Here is a 26,367-nt window from a genome sequence, read left to right as displayed (position 1 = left end):
ATACGCACACCCCCAACAAACAACAAATCCCCAGTTCAACCGTGGGATTGAACCGGGGAAACGTCGCCAAGCACGGCGCCTTAGTAGAGCTCTTCCTCCTGAGTGCGCTCGATCGTGGCGCCCAAGGCCTGGAGATTCTCCACAAAGTTGGGATAGCCGCGATCAATGTGGAAGACATCGTGCACGGTGGTCGTCTCATCCGCACACAGTGCAGAGAGCACCAACCCGGCGCCTGCGCGGATATCGGAACTCCAGACATGCGTCGAAGACAGACGCTCCTGCCCGCGGATGACTACGTGGTGTCCATCAACTTGGGCATCGGCGCCAAGGCGGAGCATCTCATCGACGAAACGGAAGCGCGATTCGAAGACATTCTCCGTAATGATGGAGGTGCCTTCCGCCACGGCGGAAAGACCAATAGCAATAGGCTGAAGATCCGTAGGGAAACCGGGGTACGGCAGGGTTTGATAATCCACGGCGCTCGGGCGACCGTCCATGCGCACCCGGAAACCGTTCACATAGTCCTCAATGTCAGCGCCGGCAGACTTGAGCTTTTCCAGCGGCAGGTGCAGGTGCTTAGGAGCAATGCCACCCACCGTAATATCACCGCGAGTCATCACAGCAGCATAGGCCCAGGTACCCGCAACGATGCGGTCGCCGATAACCTCGTGCTCTGTTGGTTGCAGCTTGTCCACTCCCCGAATGGTGATGGTGGATGTCCCCTCCCCAGAGATATCGGCTCCCATCTCCTTAAGCATCGTGCACAAGTCGACGATCTCCGGTTCGCGGGCGGCATTGTGGAGTTGAGTTTCACCATCAGCAAGCACGGCGGCGGTAAGAATGTTCTCCGTCGCGCCGACGGAAGGGAAATCAAGCCGGATATTTGCCCCGTGGAGACGATCAGCTTCCGCCACCACAGCACCGTGTTCGATGCGTGTGCGCGCACCCATCTTCTCCAGCCCGGACTGGTGCATATCCAAGGGGCGGGAACCGATGGCGTCACCGCCTGGCAATGCCACCTTCGCGTGACCGCAGCGCGCGGTCAACGGTCCCAGCACACACACGGAAGCGCGGAATTGACGCACCGCATCGAAGTCCGCGTTGGAGTGCAGCTCGGCCGGGGTGGTGATGCGCACGGTGTGGCCATCAATCTCCACGGTGCAGCCAAGGCCCTCAAGGACCTTTCGCATTAGAGGGACATCGAGAATCTCAGGACAGTTGGTCAGCGTGGTGGTGCCCTCCGCCAACAGTGCCGCAGCCATCAGCTTCAGCACACTGTTTTTAGCACCGTCAACCTTGACGGTGCCCTGCAGGCGCGCCCCACCGGAGACAATAAATTGGTCTTTCACGCCCACCCAACTTACCTACAATCAGGGCAACGCGCCTATACGACGGGCCGCATTAACCGCCTCATAGCGAGTATGCGCACCCAATTTGCGCATGACAGAACGCAGATAGGACTTCACAGTTTCGGCACCAATGCCCATCTCCTCGGCAGCCTCAACGTTGGTATGGCCAAGGGCGACGCAAGAAAGAACATCGAGTTCGCGCGCGGACAGCTTGGTGGACTGCTTCACACGGACCGGAGAGACCATCTGATCACACAGTGCCTCAAGCTCCTTGCGAAGGTCTTCATCATTGACGCGGTTAGCCAGCATCCGCAGCTTGGAGTGCGTCGAGCGCACCTGCTCCCATTCGGCACCGTTCATCACATGGCCGCGCGCAGCACCACCCTTACCACCATCGGCCCGGCGCAGTGCGGAATTAACCGCCAAATCCTGCTCGAGGCAGCGGGCAGTCATGGTGACCTCCTCGATCACCTTGTCACCCAAGCGCACCGGCGAATGAACACCGACATAGAGGACTCCACGGATCTCACGCTGAACGGTAACTGGGACCGCCACGATGGAGTGCAGGCCTTCGTCTTGAATATAGCGGTCATTCTCATGGCTAATCGTGGTAGCGCGGGTGTAATCGGAAACACCAACCGCGCGGCGAGTACTAACAACGCGCCCGCCGACGCCCACGTTCGCGTCAATCACCAAGTTCTGCAAAGCCGGGGTCCGCAGACCTACCCACTGGGTAATCTGCAGGCGATTATCCGGCAGCAAGGTTCCGTACATCGTGACGGGGATTCCCGTTGCAGTCTTCAGCGACGAGAGCGCTGCGCGTACGGCTTCGTCGTCATCCTTGAGTCGGTGCGGCTCCATGAGACTCTCTCTTACTCGGGGGTAACCAGCAGGTGCACCCACATTCCCCGCCTGAAACGGGGGTAGGTGAACACTATTTGCGAAGTATAACCGGCCGACGGGGGTAATTCTAAATCACGGCCCACCCTTCTCCTCCACCCCGAATCCCACATACGATGCCCGAATGCTCGGTTCAGAATTTATATACCACTCTGTCTACCGTTGGGGTGTAAGGTGTCTGCTGTACATCAGAAGTTATTTTCAAGGAGTCCACATCGTGGCTGTATATGACAACATTCTCGAGACCATCGGCGGCACCCCGCTCGTCCGCCTCAACCGCCTAACCGAAGGCCTCGGCGCTGAGGTCCTCGTGAAGGTTGAGTCCTTCAACCCCGCAAATTCCGTCAAGGATCGCATCGCCAAGGCGATTGTCGACACCGCCGTAGAATCCGGCGAGCTGAAGCCAGGCGGCACCATCGTCGAGGCCACTTCCGGCAACACCGGTATCGGCTTGGCACTCGTCGGCGCCGCCCAAGGTTACAAGGTCATCCTCACCATGCCGGAGACCATGTCCAACGAGCGCAAGGTTCTGCTGCGCGCTTATGGAGCAGAGATCGTCCTCACCCCGGGCGCTGCGGGCATGAAGGGCGCTGTAGAGAAGGCCAACGAGATTATCGCCGAAACCCCCAATGCCATCCTGGCTTCCCAGTTCGCCAACGAAGCCAACCCAAAGATCCACGAGGCAACCACCGGTCCTGAAATCTGGGAGGACGCCGAGGGCAAGGTTGACGCCTTCGTGGCTGGCGTCGGAACCGGCGGCACCGTCACCGGTGTTGGTCGCTACCTGCGCTCTCAGAACCCGGATACCTACCTCGTAGCCGTAGAGCCCTCCGATTCCCCTGTTCTGTCCGAGGGCAAGGCTGGCCCGCACAAGATTCAGGGCATCGGCGCTAACTTCGTCCCAGAGGTTTTGGACCGTGAGATCCTCAACGAGGTTCTTACCGCAACCACCGAAGAGTCCGTGTCCACCGCCCGCAAGCTGGCTACCGAAGAAGGCCTGCTCGTTGGTATTTCCTCCGGCGCCAACGTCTCTGCAGCACTCAAGCTGGCCGCTCGTGACGAGTTTAAGGGCAAGACCATCGTCGTTGTCGCCCCGGACTTTGGTGAGCGCTACGTCTCCACCATTCTCTTCGAGGACATCCGCGAAGCTTAAGGAATAGTCAACATGGCTCTCCGCGGGACGTCGCCAAGCACGGCGCCGTGATGAGCCTCCGAATAAAAGCGCCCTCTGTGCTAGGGGGCGCTTTTTCTTTCTGGATAGGATGGTTCGCATGCACATCTTGAAGATGATTCGTGAAGACCTCGCCAACGCGCGCGAGCATGACCCGGCCGCGCGCGGCGACGTCGAGAATGCCGTGGTCTATTCCGGCCTCCACGCTATTTGGGCGCACCGCATCGCCCACCGCATGTGGAAGCATGGTTGGCGCGGCCCCGCACGTATCCTGGCACAAGTAAACCGCTTCTTCACCGGTATTGAGATCCACCCTGGTGCCACCATCGGCCGCCGTTTCTTCATTGACCACGGCATGGGCATCGTTATTGGTGAAACCGCCGAAATCGGCGATGGCGTGATGCTCTACCACGGGGTCACGCTCGGCGGCCAGGTGCTCACGCAGACCAAGCGCCACCCAACGATCGGGGACAACGTGACCATCGGTGCCGGCGCCAAGGTACTAGGCCCCATCACCATCGGCGAAGGCTCCGCAGTAGGCGCTAACGCCGTGGTGACGAAGGATGTGCCCGCTAATCACACCGCTACGGGTATTCCGGCTAAGAACCGTCCTCGCAAGAAGAATGAGCGCATCAAGCTGGTGGACCCGGACTACTACATCTAAGAGCCCCAGAGCCTGTCCTTAGAGGCTGCCCTCACGCTTAGTCAGACGCTGGTATTCAGGGTTCTTCTCAATAAACCGCGCTACGGCACTGCACGTTGGGATGACTTGGCGGCCTACCGTCGAGTCATCATCCAACGCCGCCTTAATGAGCGGCTTGGACAGGCCTTGACCTTGAAAGGCCTCAGAGATTTCCGTGTGCGTGAACTCGCGCGTGGCTGCGGAGTCACTGTATTCGGCAAAACCCGCTTCCTCGCCATCGACGGTAATAACGAAGCGGGATTGATCGGTTTGGTGCGCAACAGAAGTAGTCATGCCGCCCATTAAACCAAAAAATGCACCAAAAAAGCCCCCTCCAAAAATGGAGGGGGCTATCTTGTGGCCAGAGCCAGGATCGAACTGGCGACCCCACACTTTTCAGGCGTGTGCTCTACCGACTGAGCTATCTGGCCAGAAGCCACTAGGACTTCGGCGACCCTGACGGGACTTGAACCCGCGACCTCCGCCGTGACAGGGCGGCGCGCTAACCAACTGCGCCACAGGGCCATTTTTAGTTTTCTCTTGTGCGCTGGGCACGAATAAGTACTCTACACACAGCTAGATAAGCACAGCAAATCAGCACGTCAGACTCAGTTTTACCGTGCACTAGACCTCGGTATACAGCCCACCCCACAGCACCTAGACCTATAAGCTTTCCCGCTCCACCGGCGGCATGCGCCAGCAGGATTAATCGCTGACGGAGACAAAACGACGCAAGCCCCGAGGCTTGTTTCTCTAACAATGCCTCGAGGCTTAATATGGCGACCCTGACGGGACTTGAACCCGCGACCTCCGCCGTGACAGGGCGGCGCGCTAACCAACTGCGCCACAGGGCCATATATATTTACTTGTGTGCCAACACAAAGGTGTTGGTACCCCCAACGGGATTCGAACCCGTGCCGCCGCCGTGAAAGGGCGGTGTCCTAGGCCGCTAGACGATGGGGGCCCGTTGCCTTGAGGCAACTTTGTAAAAATATACTGGAGACATCCTTACTTAACCAAATCGCCCCGGCAGAAAGGTGAAAAACTATGACTGACCAGCGAGATACCTGTTCCTGCCATGAGCCGGGTGTACACGGCTACAACTCCAATGACGATCAAAAGGCGAAATACTTAGCGCGCCTCAAGCGCATCGAAGGGCAAACCCGCGGCATCCACCGCATGATCACAGAGGACCAATACTGCATTGACATCATCACGCAGATCTCGGCGGTAACCTCCGCGCTCGAGAATGTCTCCCTGGCGCTCCTGGAGGACCACATAGAGCACTGCGTGGCAGGAGCCGCCGCCGAGGACGGGGAAATAGCCTCAGAGAAGCTAGAGGAGGCTATGCGGGCCATTCGGAAGCTCGTCAAGAGCTAACAAACCCCAGCCGCATCCCTGCAAGCTCAACGCCCCTAAAACTACTCAAAGAGCCGCCCGAAGGCGGCTCTTTTTGTGGGCCCTGCGGGGCTCGAACCCGCGACCTGCGGATTAAAAGTCCGTAGCTCTACCAACTGAGCTAAAGGCCCAACGCCCAACCATCTTAGTAGGTCGCACTAAAGAAAACGAAATGGCCCTCACCTCCAGCGGAAAGGGCCACTACCTAGCAGAGATGCGCAATTAGCCGCGCATGTCACCCTTCTCCATGAAGTTCACCTGGAAGTCAAAAGCGGTCTTCAGATCGTGCGGGGTGTGCTGGAACTTATTCGCCTTGGCACGCTCGAAGTACTCCTCCAGCAGCGGACGGTAGTCCGGGTGCGCCACGGCGATAACCTTCTCCACGCGCTCCTTCGGAGCCAGGCCACGCAGGTCCGCAACACCATACTCGGTGATGATGACCATGGTGTCGTGCTCAGTGTGGTCGGTGTGAGACACGAAAGGCACGATGGCGGAAATAGCGCCGCCCTTTGCCACCGACGGGGACACGAAGGTGGAGATGTAGGCGTTACGGGTGAAGTCACCCGAGCCGCCGGTACCGTTCATGATGCGGGAGCCGGAGACGTTGGTGGAGTTGATATTGCCGTAGATGTCGCCCTCAATCATGCCGTTGGAGGAGATCAGGCCAACGCGGCGGATAACCTCCGGGTGGTTGGACACCTGCTGTGGGCGCAGGATGATGTGCTTGGCGTAGCGCTCAGCCTCAGCGTTCATCTTGTCCGCATACTCCGGGGACAGGGCGAAGGAGGTAGCAGAGGCGACGGTCATCTTGCCGGCGTCGATAAGATCCAGCATGCCGTCCTGGATAACCTCGGTGTAGGCCTGAATGTTTTCGAACTTGGAATCCAGCAGGCCGGCCATCACTGCGTTCGGGACGTTGCCCACACCGGACTGCATGATGAACTTGTCATACTCCAGGCGTCCGGCAGCAACCTCGCCCTCGAGGAACTCAATGAAGTTCGCAGCGATCTTCTCAGAGACCTCATCCGGGGCCTTGAACGGAGCATTGCGGTCCGGGGCGTTGGTCTTGACTACAGCCACGACCTTCTCTTCCGGGATCTCAATGTAAGTGGTACCAACGCGGTCAGCCGGCTTGGTAATCGGGATCGGCTGACGGTTCGGCAGCTTCTCAATGCGGTAGATATCGTGCATGCCCTCGAGGTTGAGAGACTGCCACTCATTGATCTCAATGATGATCTTGTCGGCGGCCTCGATGTACTCGAGGTTGTTACCTACTGCGGAGGAGGGAACGATATTTCCCTTCTCATCGATACGCACGGCCTCAATAATGGCTACCTGGAAGTCACCGTAGAAACCTTCCTCCACCTGCTGGCCAGAGTGTGAGAGGTGAACATCCTGGTAGAGGGCGGAGCCATCGTTGAAGCGGCCGCGCAATGCCGGATCAGAGTTGTATGGGGAGCGGAAGCGAATGGCGTTTGCCTCAGCCAGGACGCCATCGCAGTCCGGGGCGGTAGAGGCACCGGAGAAGATGTCGATCTTGAATTCCTCCCCCGCCTCGTGGGCCGCCTTTGCCTTTTCCGCGATAGCGGTCGGCAGGGCCTTGGGGTAGCCAGCACCGGTAAAGCCGGAGATTCCCACACGATCACCGTGGTTGACGAACTGTGCGGCCTCGTCAGCGCTCATCACGAGCTTCTCAAACGGCGCGTATGCAATTCTCTCAGACATTAGTCCTCCTTTTATGTGCAGAAACGACCTACGTTACGGTCCTTTCCTATTAGTTACATGCACCACACTAGCGAATCAGTGGCGAATTTACCGCACTCTGCCCCAAACCGTGTGCACACCTCACTTTCCTCATCAGAATTTGCCACCCCAGGCTCTTTCCGCGCACAATTGGCGGCGTGACTCTTGCAATCGGAAAAATCCAGCTCAACTCCCCCGTTGTCCTCGCCCCCATGGCTGGCGTGACCAACGTGGCTTTTCGCGTGCTGTGCCGTGAGCAAGAGATTGAAAAGACCGGGACTGTCTCCGGGCTCTACGTGTGCGAAATGGTCACCGCTCGCGCCTTGGTCGAGCGCAACCCCAAGACCCTGCACATGACCACCTTCGCTCCCCAAGAACAGCCCCGCTCGCTGCAGCTGTACACCGTCGATCCGGAGTACACCTACAAGGCTGCCAAGATGATCGTGGATGAGAACTTGGCGGACCACATCGATATGAACTTTGGCTGCCCGGTCCCCAAGGTCACGCGCCGCGGCGGGGGTTCTGCCCTTCCTTATAAGCGCCGCCTGTTTGGCAACATCGTCTCCGCCGCAGTCAAGGCGACTGAGGGCACGGATATTCCAGTCACGGTGAAGATGCGCGTCGGCATTGATGAAGAGCACAAGACACACCTCGATGCCGGGCGTATCGCTGTGGCGGAAGGAGCCGCAGCAGTTGCTTTGCACGGGCGCACTGCCGCCCAGCGCTACTCCGGTCACGCCGACTGGGGCGAAATCGCCCGCTTGAAGGAGCACTTGGCAGACACAGGCATCCCAGTCTTGGGCAACGGCGATATCTTCAAGGCAACCGATGCGCACGACATGATGGAGCAAACTGGATGTGACGGCGTCGTGGTGGGCCGCGGCTGTTTGGGCCGCCCGTGGCTTTTTGCGGAACTCTCCGCCCACCTGCGGGGTGAACCAGTACCGGAAGAGCCCACGCTAGGCGAAGTCACGCGCATCATGCTCCGCCACGCAGAGCTTCTAGCCCAGCATGAGGGCGAGGCTCAAGCCAGCCGCGATATTCGCAAGCACATTGGCTGGTACCTGCGTGGTTTTCCCGTGGGCGGCCAGGTACGTGCGGGCCTTTCTCGCGTCAATTCCTTGGAGGATCTGCGCGAACTGCTGGCGCCGTGGGCCGACTCGCCTGCGCTTGCCGACGACGCCGATGGTGCCCGCGGCCGCCAGGGCTCACCCGCCAAGGTAGTCCTTCCCGAGGGTTGGCTCGATGATCCGGAGGATGCCACTGTGCCGGAAGGCGCGGAGATTATGCACTCCGGCGGCTAACCGCGATTATTCAAACTTGTTGTTCGACAGGCACTAGACCAATAGTTCAGCTAAAGTACGTGGCATGCGCGCTGCTTACCGTGAACAGTTGGATAATTTTTCTCATGATCTCATCATCATGAGCACGACCGTCCATAAGCTGATGGCCCTCGCCTCCCAGGCGTTAATCAAGGCCTCCCTGCAACCGGCTGAGGAGGCTGTGTCACTGCGCGATGAACTGGATGAGGTGCGCTCGCGGTGCGAAGACCGCGCGGTCTCCCTGCTAGCCTTGGAAAATCCGATGGCCAAGGATCTCCGCCAGGTCATCTCTTCCATCTATATTGTTGAAGACTTTTATCGCATGGGCCGCCTGTCCCAGCACATTGCAACGAGTGCCCGCCGCCGCCACCCCGAGCCAGTGGTACCAGCAGACATCATGGGCTACTTCGAGGAATATGCGCGCCTCGTTCTCGATATGTCCGCGGGGCTCAAGGACATCCTCATCACCCGCGATCCGGAGCTAGCCCTTCGGTTGACCGAAGATGATGATGCCGTCGATGACATCAACCATCACCTGCTGCGCATGCTGACCCAGCGGGAATGGAAAGGAACAGTGCGCCAGGCCGTGGAAACCTCGCAGCTATCGCGTTACTACGAGCGTTTCGCCGATCATTGTGCCGCCGCTGCCGGTCGCATTATTTATCTTGCAACGGGCCTGGACCCGGACCGCTATATGCGCAAGCGTGATCAGGAGCAACGCGAAGCCGAGCTAGAGGCCCGCATGGCAGAGCTGGAGCGCCAGTTCCATCACTAGATGAGGCTCATGCTCGAAATAGCTGCCGATCCACCGCTAGTAACACCTAGCTCATCCTGAAAACACAAAAGCCGGTGCCCACTCCTAGACCTTAAACAGTCGAGAGAGGGCGCCGGCTTTCGGCACTATGGCGCTATCGGTGTTTAGCCAAAGCGGCCGGAGATGTAATCCTCGGTGTCCTTCTTGGAGGGGTTCTCGAAGATCTTGGTGGTGTCATCAAACTCGACGAGGTGGCCCGGCTTTCCGGTGGCTTCTAGAGAGAAGAAACCGGTCTTATCGGACACACGGGCTGCCTGCTGCATGTTGTGGGTGACGATAACGATGGTGAAGTTTTCCTTCAGCTCGTGGATGAGGTCCTCAACAGCCAGGGTAGAAATCGGGTCAAGTGCCGAGCACGGCTCGTCCATGAGGAGGACCTCCGGTTCCACGGCAATCGCACGGGCGATGCACAGACGCTGCTGCTGTCCACCGGACAGGCCGCCGCCCGGCTTATCCAGGCGGTCCTTAACCTCATCCCAGAGGTTGGCGCCGCGCAGAGACTTTTCGGCAACTTCCTTCAGTTTCTTCTTGTTCTTCTCGCCGGAGAGCTTCAGGCCGGCAACAACGTTGTCCTCGATAGACATCGTGGGGAACGGGTTAGCCTTCTGGAAAACCATGCCGATGGTGTTGCGAACGGATACCGGGTCAACCTTGGCGCCGTAAATATCTTGGCCGTCCAAGAGGACCTCGCCCTTGACATAGGCGCCGGGGATGACCTCGTGCATACGGTTCAAGGTGCGCAGAACGGTGGACTTACCGCAGCCGGAAGGGCCGATAAAGGCGGTCACGGCCTTCGCCGGAATTTGCATGTTGACGTTCTGCACGGCGTGGAAGTCGCCGTAGTAAATGTTCACGTCATTGAGCTCAAGCTTAGACATTAGGAGTTTCTCCTCTTAAGAATGTATGGCGGAATCGAGTGTTACGGCGATCTATTTCTTGACCGAGAACTTCGCGGAGATGACACGGGCCGCGATGTTAAGGACAGCGATAAGGATAACCAGCGTCAGCGCTGCACCCCAGAGCTTATCCAGGACAGCCGGTTGTGCGCCGGCCTTGTACATATCCAGCATCATCAGCGGTAGCGAGGACTGCGAGCCCTTGAACGCGTCCCAGTTGATGATGGAGGAGGAACCAACAAGGACCAGCACCGGAGAAGACTCACCCATCACACGCGCAACCGCGAGCATGATACCGGTAACGATGCCGGACAGGGCGGTCGGCAGGACGATGCGAGCAATGGTCTTCCACTTCGGAACGCCCAGTGCATAGGAGGCCTCACGCAAGTCCATCGGGACAACACGGAGCATCTCTTCGGTGTTGCGAACCACGATCGGAATCATCAGCAGCACCAAGGAAAGCGCCACGGCGAAGCCGGAGCGGCCAAAGCCGAAGAGCGTGATCCACATAGCGAAGATAAACAGCGCGGCAACGATGGACGGCACACCGGACAGGATGTCCACCATGAAGGTGGTGGTACGGGCGAGCCAGCCGCCCTTGGAATACTCCACCAAGTAGATAGCGGTAAAGATACCGATCGGGATGGAGATGATGGAGGCTAGGACGGTTTGGACGAAGGTACCAACGATGGCGTGAGCAGCACCGCCGCCCGCAACGCTGTTCATGACACCGCGCTGGGACGTGGTCCACCAATCGGCGCTGAAGATGATGCCGCTGCCGCGGGCAAAGAGTTCCCACAGAACCCAAACCAGAGGGATCATGGCGATAATCATGGCCGCCCATACCACGACGGTGGCAATGGTGTTGGTGGCCTTTCGGGAAGCCGAAATATCAAGGAAGGTAGCGCCTGCGGAGGCAGGCTTGGCGTTTGTAGTAGTAGTCATTGTGTCCTCCTCCCTACTTCTTCTTCACGATGGTGCGGGCAATGGCGTTGACCACGAAGGTCAGCAAGAACAGCATGAGGCCGGCGGCGATGTAGGCACCTGCGCGCATCTCATTACCGAACTCTGCGGATGCCAAGGCGATGGCCATGGCGAAGGTCGTACCGCCGTCGAAGAGCGAGAAGCGGAAGTCCACGAGCGGGGAGACAACCATGTACAGAGCCATGGTCTCACCCAGTGCACGTCCAAGACCGAGCATGGAGCCGGCGATGTAGCCGGACATACCGAAGGGGAGCACCGTCATGCGGATAACTTCCCAGCGGGTTGCGCCCAGTGCCAAGGCAGACTCAATCTGACCAGGAGGAGTTTGGACGAAGACCTCACGTGCCGTAGCGGCGATAATCGGAAGAATCATCACGGCCAGCACGATGCCACCGGTGAAGAGGTTACGGCCGGTAGCAAACGACGGCGAGTTATCAAAGACGGTGAAAAGGAAGAACCCACCAGCCCAGGACTCCAGCCACGAGTAGAAACCGGAGAGAGCTGGACCGAGGACCTGCCAGCCCCACAGACCATAAACAATGGACGGGACTGCAGCGAGCATGTCCACGAGGAAGCCCAGCGGCTTGACCAGACGTGCCGGCGCGTAGTTAGACAGGAAGATGGCAATCGCCAGTGCAACCGGCATAGCCAGCAGCAGGGCGAAGACGGAGATAAGAACCGTAGTGCCGAACATGGTCGGGATACCGAACTTCATCGCGGAAGTATCGCCAGTCTCCCAACGGCCACCGTAGGTGAAGAACCCCATGATGCCACCGTCGTTGACGCCCAGGGCTGGCACGGCACGCCACAGCAAGAAGCCCGCAATGGCAGCAATCATGACGGTGATCAACGTGGCCGAAGCAGAAGAAAGGAATTCGAAGACTCGGTCGCCCGGGCGCTTAACTCCGCTGCTGGAGTTAGCCTTGGTAAGTTCTTCGGATCCGCCGGTAGAAGGCCGCTCAGCAGCGGAGACGGAAAGCTCCGTCTGCTCGGGCGCCGTGGTGAGATTATTGTCTGCCATGAGACGTTCTAATCCTTTTCAGCGTTAAGAATGGAGTTTGTCGTTACATACCTGCGCCCCCAAAGCGCGATTCGAGTGCGGCAGTGGGGGCGAAGAGTATTTAGCTTTGTTGAGCTCTAGCGCTTACTGCAGAGCGTCAACAGCAGCTTTCAGCTTGTCCAGGTGTGCACCCTCAACCGGGATGAAGCCCTGAGAAGCAAGCTGGTCATCTTGGTGATCCAGGACGGTGGTGAAGAAGGCCTTAACCAGAGCGGAGGTCTCCTCATCGTAACCAGCGGAGCAAACAATGTTGTAGGTGGTCAGGATGAGCGGGTATGCGCCCTCGTCGTCAGACGCGAACAGAGCGTCGGAGTCAACAACCATGTTGTGCTCGGACTCGGTCTCCTTGAACTCCAGGTTCTCCAGAGCAACGTTGACGGACTCGGTGTTCAGCTCAACCGGGCCGTGGCCGAAGTCGATCTTTGCCTTCTGAACGCCGTCTGCTTCCTTCTGGTCAGCGAAACCGGACTCAACGTAGGTGATAGCACCCTTGATGTTGGCAACCTGGTCAGCAACACCAGCGGAGCCGTTGGCGCCCTCACCAACTGCATCCGGGAACTGCTTGCCCTCGGTGTCCCAGTCGCCGGTAGCGGCCTTCAGGAACTTCTGGAAGTTGGCGGAGGTACCGGACTCATCAGAGCGGAAGATGACGGTGATGTCCTCGTCCGGCAGGTCGGTGCCTTCGTTGTCAGCGGCGATTGCCTCATCGTTCCACTTGGTGATGTCACCCTTGAAGATCTTGGCCAGGGTCTCGGTGGAGAGGTTGATCTCGGTACCCTCGAGGTTGTAAGCGATAGCTACCGGACCGATGGTGGTCGGCAGGTGCCATGCCTCGTTGCCGCCACAGCGCTCAGCAGCAGCCTCAACCTCACCGTCATCCTCCTTCAGAGCGGAGTCGGAACCAGCGAAGTCGGCCTGGCCGTTGGTGAAAGCCTCAACGCCAGCGCCGGAGCCGGAAGCGTTGTAGGACAGGGAAGCGTTCGGATGATCCTCAGAGAATGCGGTCTGGAAGTAAGACATTGCATTCTGCTGGGAGGACGCGCCGTCACCGACGAGCTCGCCGGAGACGTCAGAGCCCTCGGAGCCGCCTTCAGCGGAGCCGGAGTCGTTGGACTCGGAGCAAGCGACGAGAGCGGTGGAGGTGGCGGCGACGATGCCGAAGATAGCGGCAGTGCGCTTGAAGTTGCGGATCACGGGAAACCTTTCCGGTGCGGATACAAGAGAATGATTGTCCGAGTAAATCGCCCTCCGCCGTCCTCTTAAGGCGGGCACGATTAACTCACGGGAAGTAAAGCTATATCTGGTGGGTTAACCCCACAGGGATCAAGAGATGAACAATCGGTGAACTTGTACCACAAGGCGGTGAGGCTAGTCACTTTTCGCCCAGACGCAGTGTTCCTCTGCAATCGAGAAGCCCAAACGCTCATAGGCCTTTACTGCAGGTTCGTTGTCCGCCTCGACATATAAAATGACCTTGTCCGCGCCTTTTTCCACCATGCGCTGCAGTCCCGCAGTGAGCAGTGGCCCACCGAGCCCACGCCCGCGGTAGTCCTCACCCAGCCCCACAACATAGACCTCACCAAAGGCTGGGGTGCCCTCGGCATGCCATTTCAGCCAGTGGAAACCGGCCAATGCTGGGGCACTGTGCGCACCACCGTGCGAATCCCACAGGAATAGCACGTCGGCAGGATCAAACCATTCGGCTTCCATCCCGCGATGTAGGCGCTCCAGGTCCCAGCCCCCTTGCTCCGGATGCCAGGAAAAAGCCTCGTTGTTGGTGCGAACCCATTCCGCCTCGACATGTTCACGTCCGAAGCGCTCCACCGACTCGGTGTACGTGTGAATCTCTAGGCCGTCGACCGCTGCGGACGCTTCCTCCGCTGCGCGTAGGTCCTGGCCCTCAATAGCCATGACGAGCAGGCGCCTGACGACGTCCATCTCATTACGTTTCGCCAGCGCCTGGGCGGCCGGGAGGTTGCCATGCGCCCAGATCTGGGGGGATGCCGGGAGGGCGTCGACAAGCGCCTGCCCTACCCCTCGCCCACGGTGTTCCACACCGACAAAGAGCTCCACTGTCTGCCCGTCGAGGGCAGCCACACCGAGCACCTCGTCGCCCTCGATAGAGAGCAGATGGCGGTGGCCCAGGCGGTCATCCCGCAGCCCGATAAGAAACTGTTCTGAGAAAGGCGCAACACCATCGTGTGTTTCGGCCGCTGCAGCAAGTTCCTCCACGCGCTGCGCGAGATCTAGATTCTGCGGCACAGTATTAGTCTCTATATTCATGCTTCCCACCCTACGTGCGGTAGTAATAGAGGGGTGACCGTCATCTACCTCAGCCGCAACCTCGTACGTCTTGCCGCCGTCGCGGGAGTGGTCCTGACCGCATGGCTGGCGGATTCAGCAGTGGCGATGCATGCGGAACACACCGTGGCCCAGCAGGCGAAGGCCAGCTCCCAGCTGGAAAACACGCCGAACGTGTATATCGGCGGCGTCCCCTTCACCCTGGGCGCGCTCACCAAGGAGATCCCCTACTTGGAGGTTAAATCTTCTGACGTGGAGGTTCCCAAGCTCGGGATGGTCAATGCCTCGACTACTCTGCGCGACATCACGATCCGCCCCGAACAACTCTTCAGCGGCGAGCTAGAAGGCTCACCGGTGTCGACTTACACGCGCAGCATCAGCCTCGACGGTGTGGCCTTAGGCCGCATGCTGGGCATTACCGATCTGTCCATTGCCAATCCCGATGACATGTCTCCCACCGGCGGCCCCTCGGCCCAAGCTGAGCTCACCGGCACGCTACCAGGAGACAACACCAAGTCCACCGCGACGGTAACGCTGCGCCTCGTGGGCCCGGAATTTCGTATGAGCGTCTACGGAACCGATGATGAACGCCTCAAGAAGGCTTTCGGTTTGGTCTTGGATACCCGCCAGCTCCCCCTGCCTTCACAGGCCACATCCGTAAAACTGCACGGCGGCTCCATCACCTTCGAGGTGCAGCGCCGCAACATCACGTTGAAGACCGCGCAGCTCTCACCGCTGGAGATCGACGGCTCAGAAGAAAAGGCCGTCGAGGATGCAGCGCAGAAGGCACAAGACACGGCCAACCAAGTGGGTAGCGCACCAACGACTCCGCCGAGCTGGCGCCAGAACTAGTTGATTCGAATGAGGTCCCGCAGGATCCTGCGGATGCTGCGGTGCGTGGGCGGGGTCGGGTCGATGGGAGCGAATACCTCCAATGCGTCCGCTTCCGATTCCAGGTGCACTTCTGTGAAAGTGCCTTCCGACTCCCCATCCGCCTGAAAACGGTGTGGTTTCGGGCACACCAGATCCACCTCGACGGCATCCTCGAAGTGCAGCGTACGGGCATCCGTAACTTTATTCAGCCAGTGGCGGTGATCCACGCCGAAGAGGTGGAGCACACCGACGAGACCATCAATACCGCCAAGGTCTGACACCCCGAATAGGCCAAGTCCTTGGTCGAAGGAGTTGCGCGGATTGGTCACCACGGGCAGTGGGCCGAGGAAAGTCCACGGGTTGGTGTTGGAGGTGAACATGACGGGTACGTCATCAGCCGCAAAGGTTTCTCCCGAACTCGAGCGCGCACGCACGCTAATGCGCGGTGGGCGGATGCGGGCGCGCTGATAAGCCTGAAAGGCCACGGCCAAATAGCGCAACGGGGTAGCTGCAAAGCCCAACTCCCGAGCACGGTCCACGCGAGCCAGCACGTCGGCGTCTAACCCGAAACCAGCATTGACCGCGAACCATCTGTCATTCCACACGCCTAAGGAGACGGTGCGACGCGTATTGCGCTCCAGCATCCGAGCCAACACGTGTGCTGCCTCGACCGGGGTATTGGGGAAACCAAGGGCGCGAACGAAGACATTGGCGGAACCAGTGGGGATCACTGCGAGTGCTGGAATCTCCTGGGGGCTGGGGCGCTCTGTGGAATCTGCAGGACCCAGCAGCCCGTTTACAACCTCATTCACCGTGCCATCGCCGCCGAAGACCAAGATGACATCGAAGTCTTCCCGCGTCATGCCGCGCACCATATCCTGCGCGTGCCCCGGGTAGTGCGTGAAGCGGGCCAGCAGCTGCAGCCCCTCCACGTCCCGAATAACGGGCAGAACCTCACGGAAAAGGGCCGAATTCTGACTCGTGGAGTTCGGGTTTGAGATCAGCAAAACGCGCATGACTCCCAAGACTACTGGAGCCTAGTGGTTACCGTGATGCCACCACGACTACGCTGGGGCAGCATGAGCGAACAGACTAATAATGAAAACCAGACGGAAAATACCCACCCGGAGAACACCAAGATCGACGGCAACGCGGCCGTTAACCAAGCTGCTGAAGCGTGGAAGGATGCTGCCTCCCGCAACATTCCTACCGTTGATGTGGCTGATAATCCCCTGCCGGATGAGACGGCGAACCTACGCCAAGGCCCGTCACTGCACGATGGCCTCCTGGGACTTCTCCCCCTCGTCGGTGTCTGGCAGGGCGAAGGCCAGGCTCACAGCACCGACGGCGAACAGTACGCCTTTGGCCAGCAGCTCATCATCGCCCACGACGGTGAGAACTACCTGACCTACACCTCCCGCACCTGGAAGATCGATTCCGAGGGCAAACCGGTGGGCCCAGATGTCCGCGAGTCCGGATTCTGGCGCATCTCCCTCAAGGACGAGATTGAGATGACCTACACCTCCTCCAATGGCATCAACGAGATCTTCTACGGCTCGCTGTTCAACGAGCGCGCCTGGCAGCTGGAATCTGCGTCCACCATGGTCACGGAAACTGGGCCTACCAACCTCGGCCCCGGCAAGCGTATGTATGGCCTCATGCCGAACAACAACCTGGGCTGGGTAGATGAGCGGCTTGTCGACGGCGAAATGCGCCCCTTCATGTCCGCCGAGCTCACCCGCGTGGCAGGCTAATCAGCAGGCGAGCTAGCTGAGCTAGCTAACGCTAGCTCACAGTACGAGGGAGTCTAGCGCGCCAGGGCGGCGTCGATCAGCGCGCGTATTTCCTCCGCGTTCGCCGGCGCCTTGAGCTTCTTGCCATCGAGGCGCGTCACGCGCACCGCCGTGCGCACTGAAGACACAAGCCACACCGAGTCGGCTTCCTCGAGGTAGCGCAGGTCAAGCTCCTTCGCCTTGCAGCGATAGCCCTGATCGGAGGCGTATTCGAAGAGCGCCGCTTGCGTCGTGCCGGGCAAAATACCCTTACCCGCAGGCGTGCGCAGCTTCGCCCCCTTGACCGCCACCACGGTAGAGGTGGCGCCTTCCAGCACCAGTCCCGTATCGGGATCAGTAAAGATCACATCATCAAACCCACGCTCGCGTGCCAGGCGCAGCGTAGCCATTGTGGCCGCATAATTCAGCGTTTTCGCAGGTAGCTCCTCCGCTACTTGCCACAGGCGCGGGGTGCTCATCACCTTGACGCCGGTAGCGCGCTGTGCCACAACCGCGTCTGAAACCTCCTGAACCACCACCCAGGCCGTGGGCACACAGGTGGAGGCGCGGCCCCGGGTATAAGTCCACGTGCACTTGGCTTCTAGCGACGAGCCCTCCTCTCCATCCGCGCCGGCGGGGCCATAGAAGTCCGCGATGGCCAGCTCAGTGGCTTCTTGCCACTTGTGCATCGGCGGCTCCGGCAGATCGAGCGCGCGGGCGGAATGCCGGAAGCGCTCCGCGTGGCGGTGAAAATTAGCGGCCTTGCCATTACGGACGAGGAGGGACTCGAAGATCCCGTCGCCGCGCGTCACCGCGGCATCATCCCAATAGACCAACGGAAGGTTCGGCATATGACGCCGCACCGACCCTCCAAACGGTTCCACAACGTAGATGACCGGCTCTTTCCTGCGCTGAAGGCTCATAGACCCGATTATGCCCTACCATCGGAGGGCGTGAGTTACTCTTCGCCACTTCTTTCCCGGCCCGGAGCTACTGAGTTCCAGGGCAGCACGCTTGTCGATGTCTCCGGGGTCCCCTGGCACTATGGAAACCCCCTTGTGGAGCAGCGCGCGGTAGAGACAGGTTCCGCCATCATCGACCGCTCCCATCGCCGCGTCATCGCGGTGTCTGGCCCCGATGCCCGTGCCTTCCTGCATAACCTGCTGAGCCAGAAGCTCGACGATGTAGACAGCGGCTTTTCCGCAGGCGCTCTTGACCTCAACATTCAGGGCCACGTCCTACACCACATGGATCTGTCCTTCGACGGGGACACCTTTTACCTCGACGTGCCCACAGCACAGTTCGAGTCTTTGCGAGATTTCCTTACCGCCATGGTGTTCTGGTCCCAGGTCACCGTGGAGGAAGCAGACGCGGCGGTCATCACGGTTCTGGGGCAGTCGCTGCAGCAGCCCTCGGCGGCCTTGGTCGAGCGTTCTGTGCAGTGGCCGGGCTGTCCACGCCAGGATTTCCTCGTGCCGCGCCAGCGGCTCGATGCTGCCGTAACAGAGCTGGAGAAGCAGGGCGGAAGCTTAGCGGGTCTCATGGCATATACCGCAGAGCGAGTGCGCGCACGTGAGCCCGAACGGGCTGCTGACCTCGATGAGAAAACCATCGCCCATGAGGTTCCACAATGGATCCGGCGCAACGACGATGTGCCCGCATTCGTTCATCTAGAAAAAGGTTGCTACCGCGGACAGGAGACAGTAGCGCGCGTAGAGAACCTCGGCCGCTCTCCCCGTTTGCTGGTGATGCTTTACCTCGACGGGTCCGCTCCAGAGCGCCCCGATAGCGGCGCCGACATTACGCTCGGGGGACGGCGCGTTGGCCGGCTCGGCACCGTGGTGGAGGACTGCGATTATGGCCCCATCGCACTTGGTCTGATTAAGCGCAGCGCTCTCAACAACGGGGATCTGAACATTGGCTCTGTGGCAGCTTCGGTTGAACCAGAGTCCATCCCCACCGATGAGGGCCCCAAGGCCGGGCGCGCCGCTGTGGACCGCCTGCGCGGAAAGTAGTGGCGAATTACACATTCGCCTCTTCTCCGCGGGCTAGAGCCCTTTTCGACGCGACGCTGGGGGGTAGTTCGGAATTTTTTCGTCACACAGGCTATGGTGTCTTACAGGAACATACACATATCTGACTAAGACGATGGGGCGGCCAAGAATCCCTGGACCGCCCTACACACCTCAAGGGGGTCATGCACATGGGACGCGGACGCGCAAAGGCAAAGCAGACCAAAGTTGCACGCCAGCTGAAGTACAATTCGCCCGAGATGGACCTGGATTCGCTCCAGCGTGAACTCGCCTCACAGAACTCCAAGCGCTCCCGCGATGAGGACGAGGACCCGTACTCGGAGTACGCGGATTACGAAGACTATGCGGATCGCTGGAACTCGGACGAGTGGGATGAGGATGATTCCGACGCGCGCTAAGCGCGTGGATCACTTCCCCACCGTGCACAGCACGTAAGCGAAGGGCCGGCAAGGCTTCCCCTCAATAAGAGGAGGAAACTGCCGGCCCTGTTCCTTTCCCAGGTTCCTTTCCTAGGACCTAGAACCCTGGGTGCTCGCCCGTCATCAGAACGCGCGGCTCGCCTTCTTCGGCAACGCGGACGGTGCCCAGCTCCCATGCTTCAACGTGGCGGGCAGTCATCATGGCCAGTGCGCGCTCGCGATCCTCCGGCGCAACGACGGCGATCATGCCGACGCCCATGTTGAAGGTCTTCTCCATCTCTTCGAGCGCCACCTTGCCCACCGAGGAAATGGTCTTGAAGATCTGGCCCGGAGTCCACGTCGAGCGGCTCACCTCAGCGGTCAGGCCCTCCGGGATGACGCGCTCGAGGTTCCCAGCGAGGCCACCGCCGGTGACGTGGCAGAAGGTGGACACCGCGCACTCAGAGACCAGGGCCAGGCAGTCCTTGGCGTAGATACGGGTAGGCTCCAGTAGTTCCTCACCGAGAGTACGGCCCAGGTCTTCCATATAGCCGTCAAGCGGCAAACCGGCCTGCTCCAGGAGGACGTAGCGCGCCAAGGAGTAGCCGTTGGAGTGCAAACCAGAGGACTTCATAGCGATCAGGACGTCGCCGTCACGTACCTTGTCTGGGCCGAGGAGCTCATCGGCCTCCACCACGCCAACGGCGGTGGCGGAGACGTCGTATTCATCCTTGCCCATGACGCCTGGGTGCTCCGCGGTCTCACCGCCGAGGAGGGCAGCACCAGCCTGGACGCAGCCCTCAGCAATGCCCTTCACAATCTCCGCTACCTTTTCCGGAACAACCTCGCCCACCGCGATGTAGTCCTGCAGGAAAAGCGGCTCGGCTCCGCACACGACGAGGTCATCCACGCACATGGCGACGAGGTCGATGCCGATGGTGTCGTGCTTATCCATGGCCTGGGCCACGGCCAGCTTGGTACCCACGCCATCAGAGCCAGCTGCGAGGACCGGCTCCTTGTAGTCCCCCAGCTTGAACAGGCCGGCGAATCCGCCGAGCCCACCCATCACCTCGGGGCGGGTGGCACGCTTGGCGTGGGGGGTAATTAGCTCTACTGCGCGGTCGCCTTCCTCAATGTTGACGCCGGCGGCAGCATACGTGTTCTCGCTCATGAATGACTTAGTCCTTATTCCTTAGTTTGTCGTCGAGCCCTGCAGGGTGCGCACGGCCTCAGCATTCGGGTTTCCGGCGGGCAGTCCGAGTGGGTACTTCCCATCGAAGCATGCGCAGCACAGTTCGTTGCGTGGCTGTTGGGTAGCCGCCACCATCTCATCGGTGGAGACGAAGCCCAGCGAATCCGCACCGATCGCGGTGCAGATGGTCTGTGCTACTTCTTCCGGATCATCGGAGGGGTTGGCATTGGCAATAAGCTCGCCTGGCGAGGCAAAGTCGATGCCGTAGAAGCATGGCCACTTCACCGGCGGGGAGGCAATGCGCACGTGAACTTCGGCAGCGCCGGCTTCCCGTAGCATCCGGATTAGTGCGCGCTGCGTGTTACCACGCACGATCGAATCATCCACCACCACGATGGACTTGCCTTCGATGACCTCCCGCAGCGGATTGAGCTTGAGGCGAATGCCCATCTGCCGCTGGGACTGTGTGGGCTGGATGAAGGTGCGCCCCACATAGGAGTTCTTCACTAAGCCATGCGCAAAGGTCAGCCCGGATTCGCGGGCATATCCCACGGCGGCCGGGTTGCCGGACTCAGGAACGGGGATCACCATGTCCGCATCGGGTGCTGGGTACTGGCGCGCTAGACGACGCCCAATTTCCACGCGCGTAGCGTTGACCGAACGGCCCTTGATATTGGTATCCGGCCGCGCCAGGTAGACATATTCGAAGACGCAGCCGTGGCGCTTAGTTTCTGCAAAGCGCTCGGAGCGAATGCCCGTCTCATCGATAGCAACGAGTTCGCCCGGTTCGATCTCCCGAATAAATTGCGCGCCGACGATATCGAGCGCACAGGTCTCACTGGCTACCACCCAGCCCGTGTTGAGCCGACCGAGGGCAAGCGGGCGCACGCCATGCGGGTCGCGGGCGGCGTAGAGGGTGTGCCCGTCCGTAAAGGTCAGGCAGTACGCTCCTTTCACGGTGGGCAAGAGCTGCAAAGCGGAATCGAACACGCTACTGTCTTCGCTCACGCCATCAGCCAACAAGATGGACAGACACATGGAGTCCGAAACGGACTCTTCCTGCGGTTTGATGAGCCCGCGTTCCACAGCCTTGGTGCGCAGCTCCTGGTAGTTCACCAAGTTTCCGTTGTGACCAAGCGCGATGTCGACGCCGCTGGGCGACGTCCCAAACATCGGCTGTACATTCGACCATTCCTTGCCACCCGCAGTGGAATAACGCGTGTGGCCGACGGCCACGTTTCCGTGCAGTGAGGTGAGGATGGATTCATCGAAGACATTGGAGACTAGGCCCATGTCTTTGAAGACAACAATGCGGTCATCATCCCCGACCGCGATGCCGGCGGCCTCTTGACCGCGGTGCTGGAGGGCGAAAAGTCCGAAGTAGGTTAACTTGGAAACCTCTTCTCCTGGTGCCCAAACACCAAAGACTCCGCATTCTTCGCGGGGCTCCGGATCCAGGCTGGGATCCGTAGACAGGGGCTTAGTCATGCTCTGGACGTGTTCAGCTACCACGGCGCTAATCCTAGCCGTTCCGGCCAGTGAAAACTAACGGAATCACGGGCAGGCAGCCAGCGATCTCGTGAGAACGGGAGCCGGAGGCGTCCACGCGGCCGTCGTGAAGCGCCTGCTCCCAGTCCAGGACGCCCGTGGCCAGCTGCAACCACGTCTGGGGATCCGTCTCCACCACATTCGGAGGAGTACCCCGGGTGTGCCGAGGCCCGGCGATACACTGCACTGCCACGAATGGGGGGACCCGCAGTTCCACGGAGTGACCCGGCGCGTCCGCCTCCAACAGGCGAGCTGTGGTCCGAGTGGCTTTCGCAAGAGCCGGTCGACCTGGTTTTTCCACCCCTTCAGGGTCACGGATCCACTCCTCCACCGCTTCGACAGCAGCGCGGGTGGTGGCGGCATCAACAGCCTTTTTCATACGGTCAGCACGCTCCCTGATACTTTGTTATCCATGTCACCAACCATGCCACCAAGCTCCTCGGAAGAAAAGAAGCTGGTTCCCACCGGCAAGTCTCCCTCCATCACGCTGCGGTTTATGGCCGCCCCGACAGATCTCACTATCGCCGGCGCCCAAGGCATCGGCGGCGGCCGCGTTCTAGAGTGGATCGATAAGGCCGCCTATGCGTGCGCGGTCCAGTGGTCGGGCACCTACTGCGTGACAGCCTACGTGGGCCATATTCACTTCACTCGCCCAATCCCTTCGGGCCACTTGGTGGAGGTGCGCTCACGAATCGCGATGACTGGGCGATCCTCCATGCACATCGTCAACGAGGTGCTCTCCGCTGACCCTCGCGATGGCATTTTTACCCGCGCCTGCGACTGCCTCGTCATCTTCGTGGCCAAAGATACCGAGACCGGAAAGTCGGTGGCTGTTCCGCCGCTGATTCCGGACACCACTGAGCACCAGCGTGTGTGGGAGGCTGCAGAATCCCGCATCGAGCTGCGCCAGGCCATCGAAGCGGAAATGGAAAAGCAGACTTATGATGGCCCTTCCGATGCACCCCGAATGGTAAACCGCTTCTTGGCTAAGCCCACCGATGTCAATTGGGGCGGCAACGTTCACGGCGGAACGGCCATGGAATGGATTGATGAGGCCGGCGCTGCCTGCACTATGGAATGGTCGGGTGAGCACACCGTCGCGGTCTATGCCGGTGGTATTCGCTTCTACCGGCCCATTCACATTGGAGACCTCATCGAAGTGGATGCCCGCATGATGCGCACGGATACCCGCTCGATGCAGATGTCGGTCCACGTGCGCTCGGGCAACCCGCGCGGTGGCCGCGAGCAATTGGAAACCGCCATCCACGCCACCGTCTCCTACATGGCGATGGACGCCGACTGGCAGCCGCTAGCTGCCCGCCAGTTCACTCCACGCACCGAAGAGGATAAGCGCCTCTGGGAGCACGCCGGCATTCTTCGTGGCCTGCGTGGCAAGTACTCCCCGAAGCCGCTGGTGGTGGCACCACAGCACCAGCACGTAGATTAGCCCGAGGCTCCCCCACCACCCCACAGCTGCTTGGCGCTAGTGCCGAGGGGCTAGTCCACTGGCTCAACCCGGCACGCCACGTGGAGGGAGCTTGGGTCCTTGGCCTTACGCAACGCAACGGTGCGGGCTCCGATCTCACTGTTTGTGGCGACGCTCGGAGCCACAAACACTCCCGTGCTCGCTGGAAGAATGACGGGCTTGTAGAAATCCGCGCTGATGCGAACAGCACCCGGAAGGGTGCCGTCGAGCACCGACAGCATACGGGCGTGCGTGTACATGCCATGCGCGATGGGCGCGGGGAAGCCGAAGAGCTTGGCTCCCACGGCGGAAACGTGAATGGGGTTCTTATCGCCAGATGCCGCCGCATAGACGCGAGTGCTCTCGGCACTAAAGCGCAGCGTTGCCGTGGGGGTTCCCACCTCATCGCCGGGGAAGTCGAGGAAACGCTCGGCCTCCGGGCGCGTTTTCACTTGCCGCGGGGTGTCCTTGGTGAATTTCGCGCCTTGGCCTAGAAAGACCGATGTCTGGCGCCAGATCTCCTCCCCCTCCACGCTGTAGGTGGTCACCATATCAATGACCAGCCCCTTGCGGTGCGGTCGCAAGTTTTCCGCATGCACGGTGATGTCGCAGCTCTCGTCGACGCGCAGCGGGCGGATCTGTTCAATGCGGTTGGACAGGTGCACCACGCCCACAGCGGGGAAAGGAAAGTCCTGGGCGGCCATCACCTTGATGGCGAGGGGGAAGGCCAGCGCGTAGAGATAAGTAGCGGGCAGCTCGTTGCCCAGACGCAGGCCCGTGGCTTGGCAGTAGCGCGCGAGGTGCTCGGTGTCTACGCGCACTCCCGCGACCCGGTAAGCAGTCTGTGGGTCGTCGACCTTGCGCTTGCCTGCCCCCAGCCCGGGGATGGGCACCGCGCCTACCATCAGGCTGCGGTAGAGCGCAGGAAGATCTGGAATCTCGTTGAGTGTGGTGACGTTCATTTAGGCTCCCATGAGGTTCTGGCCGCAGACGCGGACGGTGTTGCCGCTTACCGCCGCGGAGGCCGGCGAGGCGAAGAAAGCGACGGTCTCGGCGACGTCAACAGGCAAGCCGCCTTGCTGCAGTGAGTTCAGGCGGCGGCCGATCTCGCGCGGGCCGGTCGGCATCGCGGCGGTCATGGCGGTCTCAATGAAGCCCGGCGCCACGGCATTGATGGTGGAACCATTCTCGGCGAGGACGGGACGCAGGGCGTCGACCAGCCCGATAATGCCGGCCTTGGTGGTGGCGTAGTTCGTTTGGCCGCGGTTACCGGAGATGCCGGCCATGGAGGACACACCGACCACGGCCGCACCCGGTGCGAGGGAGCCAGATTCCAGAAGGTTTTCGGTGATACGCACCGGCGCCAGAAGGTTAACGGCCAGGACAGCATCCCACTGGCCTTCATTCATATTGGCCATAAGCTTGTCACGGGTAATGCCGGCGTTGTGAACGATGACGTCAATAGCTCGGCCATGGCGCTCCTGGGCGTGCTGGGCAATCTTGTCCGCGGCCTGAGGGTCAGTGACGTCGAGAGGCAGCGCGGTGCCTTTGACCTTGTTCGCGGTCTTTGCCAGGTGCTCGCTGGCCTGTGGGACGTCGATACAGATAACGCTGGCACCGTCGCGCGCCAGCACTTCCGCGATGGTGGCGCCGATACCGCGGGCGGCACCGGTCACCACTGCAAGCCGCCCATCGAGTGGCTGCTCCCAGTTCTGTGTCCCACTGCTATGTCCGGAAGGAACCTGTCCCTGGGCGCTGACGCGCACAACCTGCCCATCCACGAAAGCCGACTTTCCGGAAAGAAAGAAGCGGACCGTGGATTCCACCTCTGCGGTGGCCGCGGGGTCTACCCACACCAGGTTCACAGTGCCGCCCTTGCGCATCTCCTTGGCCAAAGAACGGGTAAAGCCTTCGAGGGCGCGTGCGCTAATGCGGGCGTCGATGGTATCTGCCGCCTCCGGGGTGGTGCCGACAACTACCAAGCGCGCGCATGGCAGGAGGTTGCGCATCTGGGGGTTGAAGAAGTCATAAAGCTCACGCAGCTGTTCAGGGGTGTCTAGACCAGTGGCGTCGAAGACGAGGGCAGCGCGCTTCGCCTCTGCCGAAGAGTTGATGACCTGGTAGTCCACGGCTAGCTGGGAGCGCAGGAAGTCTGCGATGCGCCCCTGACCGCCGATGACAATGGGACCATCGAGCGCCGGTTCCCCTATCTTGTGGCGGCGCAGGGGGTACCCCTGCGGTACTCCTGCTTTGGCGGCGAGCGGTGAGTTGATGAGCTTCTCAGCAAATGTGACGTGCGACATAGGCTGGCCTGTTCCTTTCTCGGTTCTTCACAACCTTGCAAGCCTTGATCGAGCGGTTGCAAGGTTAGTTAATTAAGTGATAGAACTAACAATATCACTTTAGTTGTGACGCGAAATAAACAGTCGGGTTGCTACCCCCTCCCACTGGGACGATTCGCACAAG

At 60.2% G+C, this 26,367-nt stretch carries 26 protein-coding genes and 5 tRNA genes; 10 read left to right on the top strand and 21 right to left on the bottom strand.

What is annotated here, in order from left to right:
• Positions 1-80: 80 nt before the first annotated feature.
• On the bottom strand, positions 81-1,349 hold the full coding sequence (gene murA / locus HMPREF2781_RS09690; RefSeq protein ID WP_070448154.1) for a UDP-N-acetylglucosamine 1-carboxyvinyltransferase: 1,269 nt from the start codon (positions 1,347-1,349) through the stop codon (positions 81-83).
• 21 nt (positions 1,350-1,370) lie between these two features.
• Entirely contained in the window at positions 1,371-2,210 is an 840-nt protein-coding gene (ramA, locus tag HMPREF2781_RS09685) for an acetate metabolism transcriptional regulator RamA (RefSeq protein WP_010189033.1), read from the bottom strand.
• 253 nt (positions 2,211-2,463) lie between these two features.
• Between ramA and cysK the strand changes: the two genes are divergently transcribed.
• Both cysK and epsC read left to right on the top strand, forming a co-directional pair.
• Positions 2,464-3,402: a cysteine synthase A gene (gene cysK, locus HMPREF2781_RS09680; RefSeq protein WP_290206601.1), complete on the top strand. Its 939-nt coding sequence runs from the start codon at positions 2,464-2,466 to the stop codon at positions 3,400-3,402.
• A 118-nt stretch (positions 3,403-3,520) separates the two neighbouring features.
• Positions 3,521-4,084, top strand: coding sequence for a serine O-acetyltransferase EpsC (gene epsC, locus HMPREF2781_RS09675; protein WP_141740752.1), 564 nt, complete (start codon positions 3,521-3,523; stop codon positions 4,082-4,084).
• Positions 4,085-4,102: 18 nt separating this feature from the next.
• On the opposite strand, the gene HMPREF2781_RS09670 is transcribed toward epsC, so the two are convergent.
• From HMPREF2781_RS09670 to HMPREF2781_RS09650, 5 genes are all read right to left on the bottom strand, one after another.
• Positions 4,103-4,405, bottom strand: a complete 303-nt coding sequence (locus HMPREF2781_RS09670; RefSeq protein WP_070645661.1) for a GNAT family N-acetyltransferase — start codon at positions 4,403-4,405, stop codon at positions 4,103-4,105.
• 55 nt (positions 4,406-4,460) lie between these two features.
• A tRNA-Phe gene (locus HMPREF2781_RS09665) sits at positions 4,461-4,533 on the bottom strand.
• A 20-nt stretch (positions 4,534-4,553) separates the two neighbouring features.
• Positions 4,554-4,627: transfer RNA gene (locus HMPREF2781_RS09660), tRNA-Asp, on the bottom strand.
• Between the two features lie 252 nt (positions 4,628-4,879).
• Positions 4,880-4,956 (bottom strand) — tRNA-Asp (locus HMPREF2781_RS09655).
• Positions 4,957-4,990: 34 nt separating this feature from the next.
• A tRNA-Glu gene (locus tag HMPREF2781_RS09650) sits at positions 4,991-5,066 on the bottom strand.
• 83 nt (positions 5,067-5,149) lie between these two features.
• Here HMPREF2781_RS09650 and HMPREF2781_RS09645 point away from each other — a divergent pair.
• Positions 5,150-5,482, top strand: coding sequence for a metal-sensitive transcriptional regulator (locus tag HMPREF2781_RS09645; RefSeq protein ID WP_070443848.1), 333 nt, complete (start codon positions 5,150-5,152; stop codon positions 5,480-5,482).
• Between the two features lie 76 nt (positions 5,483-5,558).
• On the opposite strand, the gene HMPREF2781_RS09640 is transcribed toward HMPREF2781_RS09645, so the two are convergent.
• A tRNA-Lys gene (locus HMPREF2781_RS09640) sits at positions 5,559-5,631 on the bottom strand.
• A 91-nt stretch (positions 5,632-5,722) separates the two neighbouring features.
• A complete protein-coding gene (locus HMPREF2781_RS09635) occupies positions 5,723-7,225 on the bottom strand; it encodes an acetyl-CoA hydrolase/transferase family protein (protein WP_070645659.1) in 1,503 nt (500 codons plus the stop codon).
• 176 nt (positions 7,226-7,401) lie between these two features.
• Here HMPREF2781_RS09635 and dusB point away from each other — a divergent pair, with 176 nt between their 5' ends.
• Positions 7,402-8,547: a tRNA dihydrouridine synthase DusB gene (gene dusB / locus HMPREF2781_RS09630; protein WP_070443854.1), complete on the top strand. Its 1,146-nt coding sequence runs from the start codon at positions 7,402-7,404 to the stop codon at positions 8,545-8,547.
• Between the two features lie 64 nt (positions 8,548-8,611).
• A complete protein-coding gene (phoU, locus tag HMPREF2781_RS09625) occupies positions 8,612-9,340 on the top strand; it encodes a phosphate signaling complex protein PhoU (RefSeq protein ID WP_070443858.1) in 729 nt (242 codons plus the stop codon).
• Between the two features lie 143 nt (positions 9,341-9,483).
• Here the strand turns inward: phoU and pstB are convergent, their stop codons facing one another.
• From pstB to mshD, 5 genes are all read right to left on the bottom strand, one after another.
• Positions 9,484-10,257, bottom strand: coding sequence for a phosphate ABC transporter ATP-binding protein PstB (pstB, locus tag HMPREF2781_RS09620; protein ID WP_070443861.1), 774 nt, complete (start codon positions 10,255-10,257; stop codon positions 9,484-9,486).
• Between the two features lie 51 nt (positions 10,258-10,308).
• A complete protein-coding gene (gene pstA / locus HMPREF2781_RS09615; RefSeq protein ID WP_070645657.1) occupies positions 10,309-11,220 on the bottom strand; it encodes a phosphate ABC transporter permease PstA in 912 nt (303 codons plus the stop codon).
• A 13-nt stretch (positions 11,221-11,233) separates the two neighbouring features.
• Positions 11,234-12,280: a phosphate ABC transporter permease subunit PstC gene (pstC, locus tag HMPREF2781_RS09610; protein WP_070443867.1), complete on the bottom strand. Its 1,047-nt coding sequence runs from the start codon at positions 12,278-12,280 to the stop codon at positions 11,234-11,236.
• Positions 12,281-12,403: 123 nt separating this feature from the next.
• Positions 12,404-13,513: a phosphate ABC transporter substrate-binding protein PstS gene (gene pstS / locus HMPREF2781_RS09605; protein WP_070443870.1), complete on the bottom strand. Its 1,110-nt coding sequence runs from the start codon at positions 13,511-13,513 to the stop codon at positions 12,404-12,406.
• 174 nt (positions 13,514-13,687) lie between these two features.
• The gene (gene mshD / locus HMPREF2781_RS09600) at positions 13,688-14,602 is read right to left on the bottom strand and encodes a mycothiol synthase (RefSeq protein WP_070645655.1); all 915 of its coding nucleotides are present in this window, start codon (positions 14,600-14,602) and stop codon (positions 13,688-13,690) included.
• A gap of 33 nt (positions 14,603-14,635) precedes the next feature.
• Here mshD and HMPREF2781_RS09595 point away from each other — a divergent pair, with 33 nt between their 5' ends.
• Positions 14,636-15,472, top strand: coding sequence for an LmeA family phospholipid-binding protein (locus HMPREF2781_RS09595; protein WP_070645653.1), 837 nt, complete (start codon positions 14,636-14,638; stop codon positions 15,470-15,472).
• Here the strand turns inward: HMPREF2781_RS09595 and HMPREF2781_RS09590 are convergent.
• Positions 15,469-16,509: a diacylglycerol/lipid kinase family protein gene (locus tag HMPREF2781_RS09590; RefSeq protein ID WP_070645651.1), complete on the bottom strand. Its 1,041-nt coding sequence runs from the start codon at positions 16,507-16,509 to the stop codon at positions 15,469-15,471. The genes HMPREF2781_RS09595 and HMPREF2781_RS09590 overlap by 4 nt on opposite strands.
• Before the next feature lie 63 nt (positions 16,510-16,572).
• Between HMPREF2781_RS09590 and HMPREF2781_RS09585 the strand changes: the two genes are divergently transcribed.
• Positions 16,573-17,247: a heme-binding beta-barrel domain-containing protein gene (locus HMPREF2781_RS09585; protein WP_070645650.1), complete on the top strand. Its 675-nt coding sequence runs from the start codon at positions 16,573-16,575 to the stop codon at positions 17,245-17,247.
• A 53-nt stretch (positions 17,248-17,300) separates the two neighbouring features.
• On the opposite strand, the gene HMPREF2781_RS09580 is transcribed toward HMPREF2781_RS09585, so the two are convergent.
• Entirely contained in the window at positions 17,301-18,188 is an 888-nt protein-coding gene (locus HMPREF2781_RS09580; RefSeq protein WP_070645647.1) for an aminodeoxychorismate lyase, read from the bottom strand.
• 30 nt (positions 18,189-18,218) lie between these two features.
• On the opposite strand from HMPREF2781_RS09580, the gene HMPREF2781_RS09575 reads away from it, so the two are divergent.
• The gene (locus HMPREF2781_RS09575) at positions 18,219-19,280 is read left to right on the top strand and encodes a CAF17-like 4Fe-4S cluster assembly/insertion protein YgfZ (RefSeq protein ID WP_070645645.1); all 1,062 of its coding nucleotides are present in this window, start codon (positions 18,219-18,221) and stop codon (positions 19,278-19,280) included.
• 188 nt (positions 19,281-19,468) lie between these two features.
• A complete protein-coding gene (locus HMPREF2781_RS09570; RefSeq protein ID WP_201829151.1) occupies positions 19,469-19,696 on the top strand; it encodes a DUF3073 domain-containing protein in 228 nt (75 codons plus the stop codon).
• A gap of 118 nt (positions 19,697-19,814) precedes the next feature.
• Here HMPREF2781_RS09570 and purM read toward each other — a convergent pair whose 3' ends face one another.
• The 3 genes from purM to HMPREF2781_RS09555 are packed head-to-tail and all read right to left on the bottom strand — an operon-like array spanning position 19,815 to position 22,815.
• Positions 19,815-20,867, bottom strand: a complete 1,053-nt coding sequence (gene purM / locus HMPREF2781_RS09565; RefSeq protein WP_010188991.1) for a phosphoribosylformylglycinamidine cyclo-ligase — start codon at positions 20,865-20,867, stop codon at positions 19,815-19,817.
• A gap of 21 nt (positions 20,868-20,888) precedes the next feature.
• Entirely contained in the window at positions 20,889-22,376 is a 1,488-nt protein-coding gene (purF, locus tag HMPREF2781_RS09560) for an amidophosphoribosyltransferase (protein WP_201829149.1), read from the bottom strand.
• Positions 22,377-22,410: 34 nt separating this feature from the next.
• The gene (locus HMPREF2781_RS09555) at positions 22,411-22,815 is read right to left on the bottom strand and encodes a sterol carrier family protein (protein WP_070443897.1); all 405 of its coding nucleotides are present in this window, start codon (positions 22,813-22,815) and stop codon (positions 22,411-22,413) included.
• A gap of 33 nt (positions 22,816-22,848) precedes the next feature.
• Here HMPREF2781_RS09555 and HMPREF2781_RS09550 point away from each other — a divergent pair, with 33 nt between their 5' ends.
• Positions 22,849-23,883, top strand: coding sequence for an acyl-CoA thioesterase (locus HMPREF2781_RS09550; RefSeq protein ID WP_070645643.1), 1,035 nt, complete (start codon positions 22,849-22,851; stop codon positions 23,881-23,883).
• A gap of 50 nt (positions 23,884-23,933) precedes the next feature.
• Here HMPREF2781_RS09550 and HMPREF2781_RS09545 read toward each other — a convergent pair whose 3' ends face one another.
• Positions 23,934-24,863, bottom strand: a complete 930-nt coding sequence (locus HMPREF2781_RS09545; protein WP_070645641.1) for a MaoC/PaaZ C-terminal domain-containing protein — start codon at positions 24,861-24,863, stop codon at positions 23,934-23,936.
• Positions 24,864-26,204, bottom strand: a complete 1,341-nt coding sequence (locus tag HMPREF2781_RS09540) for a 3-oxoacyl-ACP reductase (RefSeq protein WP_070645640.1) — start codon at positions 26,202-26,204, stop codon at positions 24,864-24,866.
• Positions 26,205-26,367 lie beyond the last annotated feature (163 nt).

The organism is Corynebacterium sp. HMSC062A03, from assembly GCF_001811145.1.
GTDB classification, from domain to species: Bacteria; Actinomycetota; Actinomycetes; order Mycobacteriales; family Mycobacteriaceae; genus Corynebacterium; species Corynebacterium aurimucosum.
The sequence above is the reverse complement of the archived record's forward strand: the minus strand, read 5'-3'. Positions and strand labels throughout refer to the sequence as shown.

Bases quoted from the DNA above. Each gene is read 5' to 3' on its own strand.
- HMPREF2781_RS09545 (WP_070645641.1), bottom strand. From the start codon at position 24,863: ATGAACGTCACCACACTCAACGAGATTCCAGATCTTCCTGCGCTCTAC.
- HMPREF2781_RS09670 (WP_070645661.1), bottom strand. From the start codon at position 4,405: ATGGGCGGCATGACTACTTCTGTTGCGCACCAAACCGATCAATCCCGC.
- epsC (WP_141740752.1), top strand. From the start codon at position 3,521: ATGCACATCTTGAAGATGATTCGTGAAGACCTCGCCAACGCGCGCGAG.
- purF (WP_201829149.1), bottom strand. From the start codon at position 22,376: ATGACTAAGCCCCTGTCTACGGATCCCAGCCTGGATCCGGAGCCCCGC.
- HMPREF2781_RS09590 (WP_070645651.1), bottom strand. From the start codon at position 16,509: ATGCGCGTTTTGCTGATCTCAAACCCGAACTCCACGAGTCAGAATTCG.
- HMPREF2781_RS09645 (WP_070443848.1), top strand. From the start codon at position 5,150: ATGACTGACCAGCGAGATACCTGTTCCTGCCATGAGCCGGGTGTACAC.
- phoU (WP_070443858.1), top strand. From the start codon at position 8,612: ATGCGCGCTGCTTACCGTGAACAGTTGGATAATTTTTCTCATGATCTC.
- pstA (WP_070645657.1), bottom strand. From the start codon at position 11,220: ATGACTACTACTACAAACGCCAAGCCTGCCTCCGCAGGCGCTACCTTC.
- pstB (WP_070443861.1), bottom strand. From the start codon at position 10,257: ATGTCTAAGCTTGAGCTCAATGACGTGAACATTTACTACGGCGACTTC.
- purM (WP_010188991.1), bottom strand. From the start codon at position 20,867: ATGAGCGAGAACACGTATGCTGCCGCCGGCGTCAACATTGAGGAAGGC.
- HMPREF2781_RS09555 (WP_070443897.1), bottom strand. From the start codon at position 22,815: ATGAAAAAGGCTGTTGATGCCGCCACCACCCGCGCTGCTGTCGAAGCG.
- ramA (WP_010189033.1), bottom strand. From the start codon at position 2,210: ATGGAGCCGCACCGACTCAAGGATGACGACGAAGCCGTACGCGCAGCG.
- HMPREF2781_RS09580 (WP_070645647.1), bottom strand. From the start codon at position 18,188: ATGAGCCTTCAGCGCAGGAAAGAGCCGGTCATCTACGTTGTGGAACCG.
- HMPREF2781_RS09550 (WP_070645643.1), top strand. From the start codon at position 22,849: ATGTCACCAACCATGCCACCAAGCTCCTCGGAAGAAAAGAAGCTGGTT.
- HMPREF2781_RS09585 (WP_070645650.1), top strand. From the start codon at position 16,573: ATGAGCGAACAGACTAATAATGAAAACCAGACGGAAAATACCCACCCG.
- HMPREF2781_RS09635 (WP_070645659.1), bottom strand. From the start codon at position 7,225: ATGTCTGAGAGAATTGCATACGCGCCGTTTGAGAAGCTCGTGATGAGC.
- mshD (WP_070645655.1), bottom strand. From the start codon at position 14,602: ATGAATATAGAGACTAATACTGTGCCGCAGAATCTAGATCTCGCGCAG.
- pstC (WP_070443867.1), bottom strand. From the start codon at position 12,280: ATGGCAGACAATAATCTCACCACGGCGCCCGAGCAGACGGAGCTTTCC.
- HMPREF2781_RS09570 (WP_201829151.1), top strand. From the start codon at position 19,469: ATGGGACGCGGACGCGCAAAGGCAAAGCAGACCAAAGTTGCACGCCAG.
- HMPREF2781_RS09540 (WP_070645640.1), bottom strand. From the start codon at position 26,204: ATGTCGCACGTCACATTTGCTGAGAAGCTCATCAACTCACCGCTCGCC.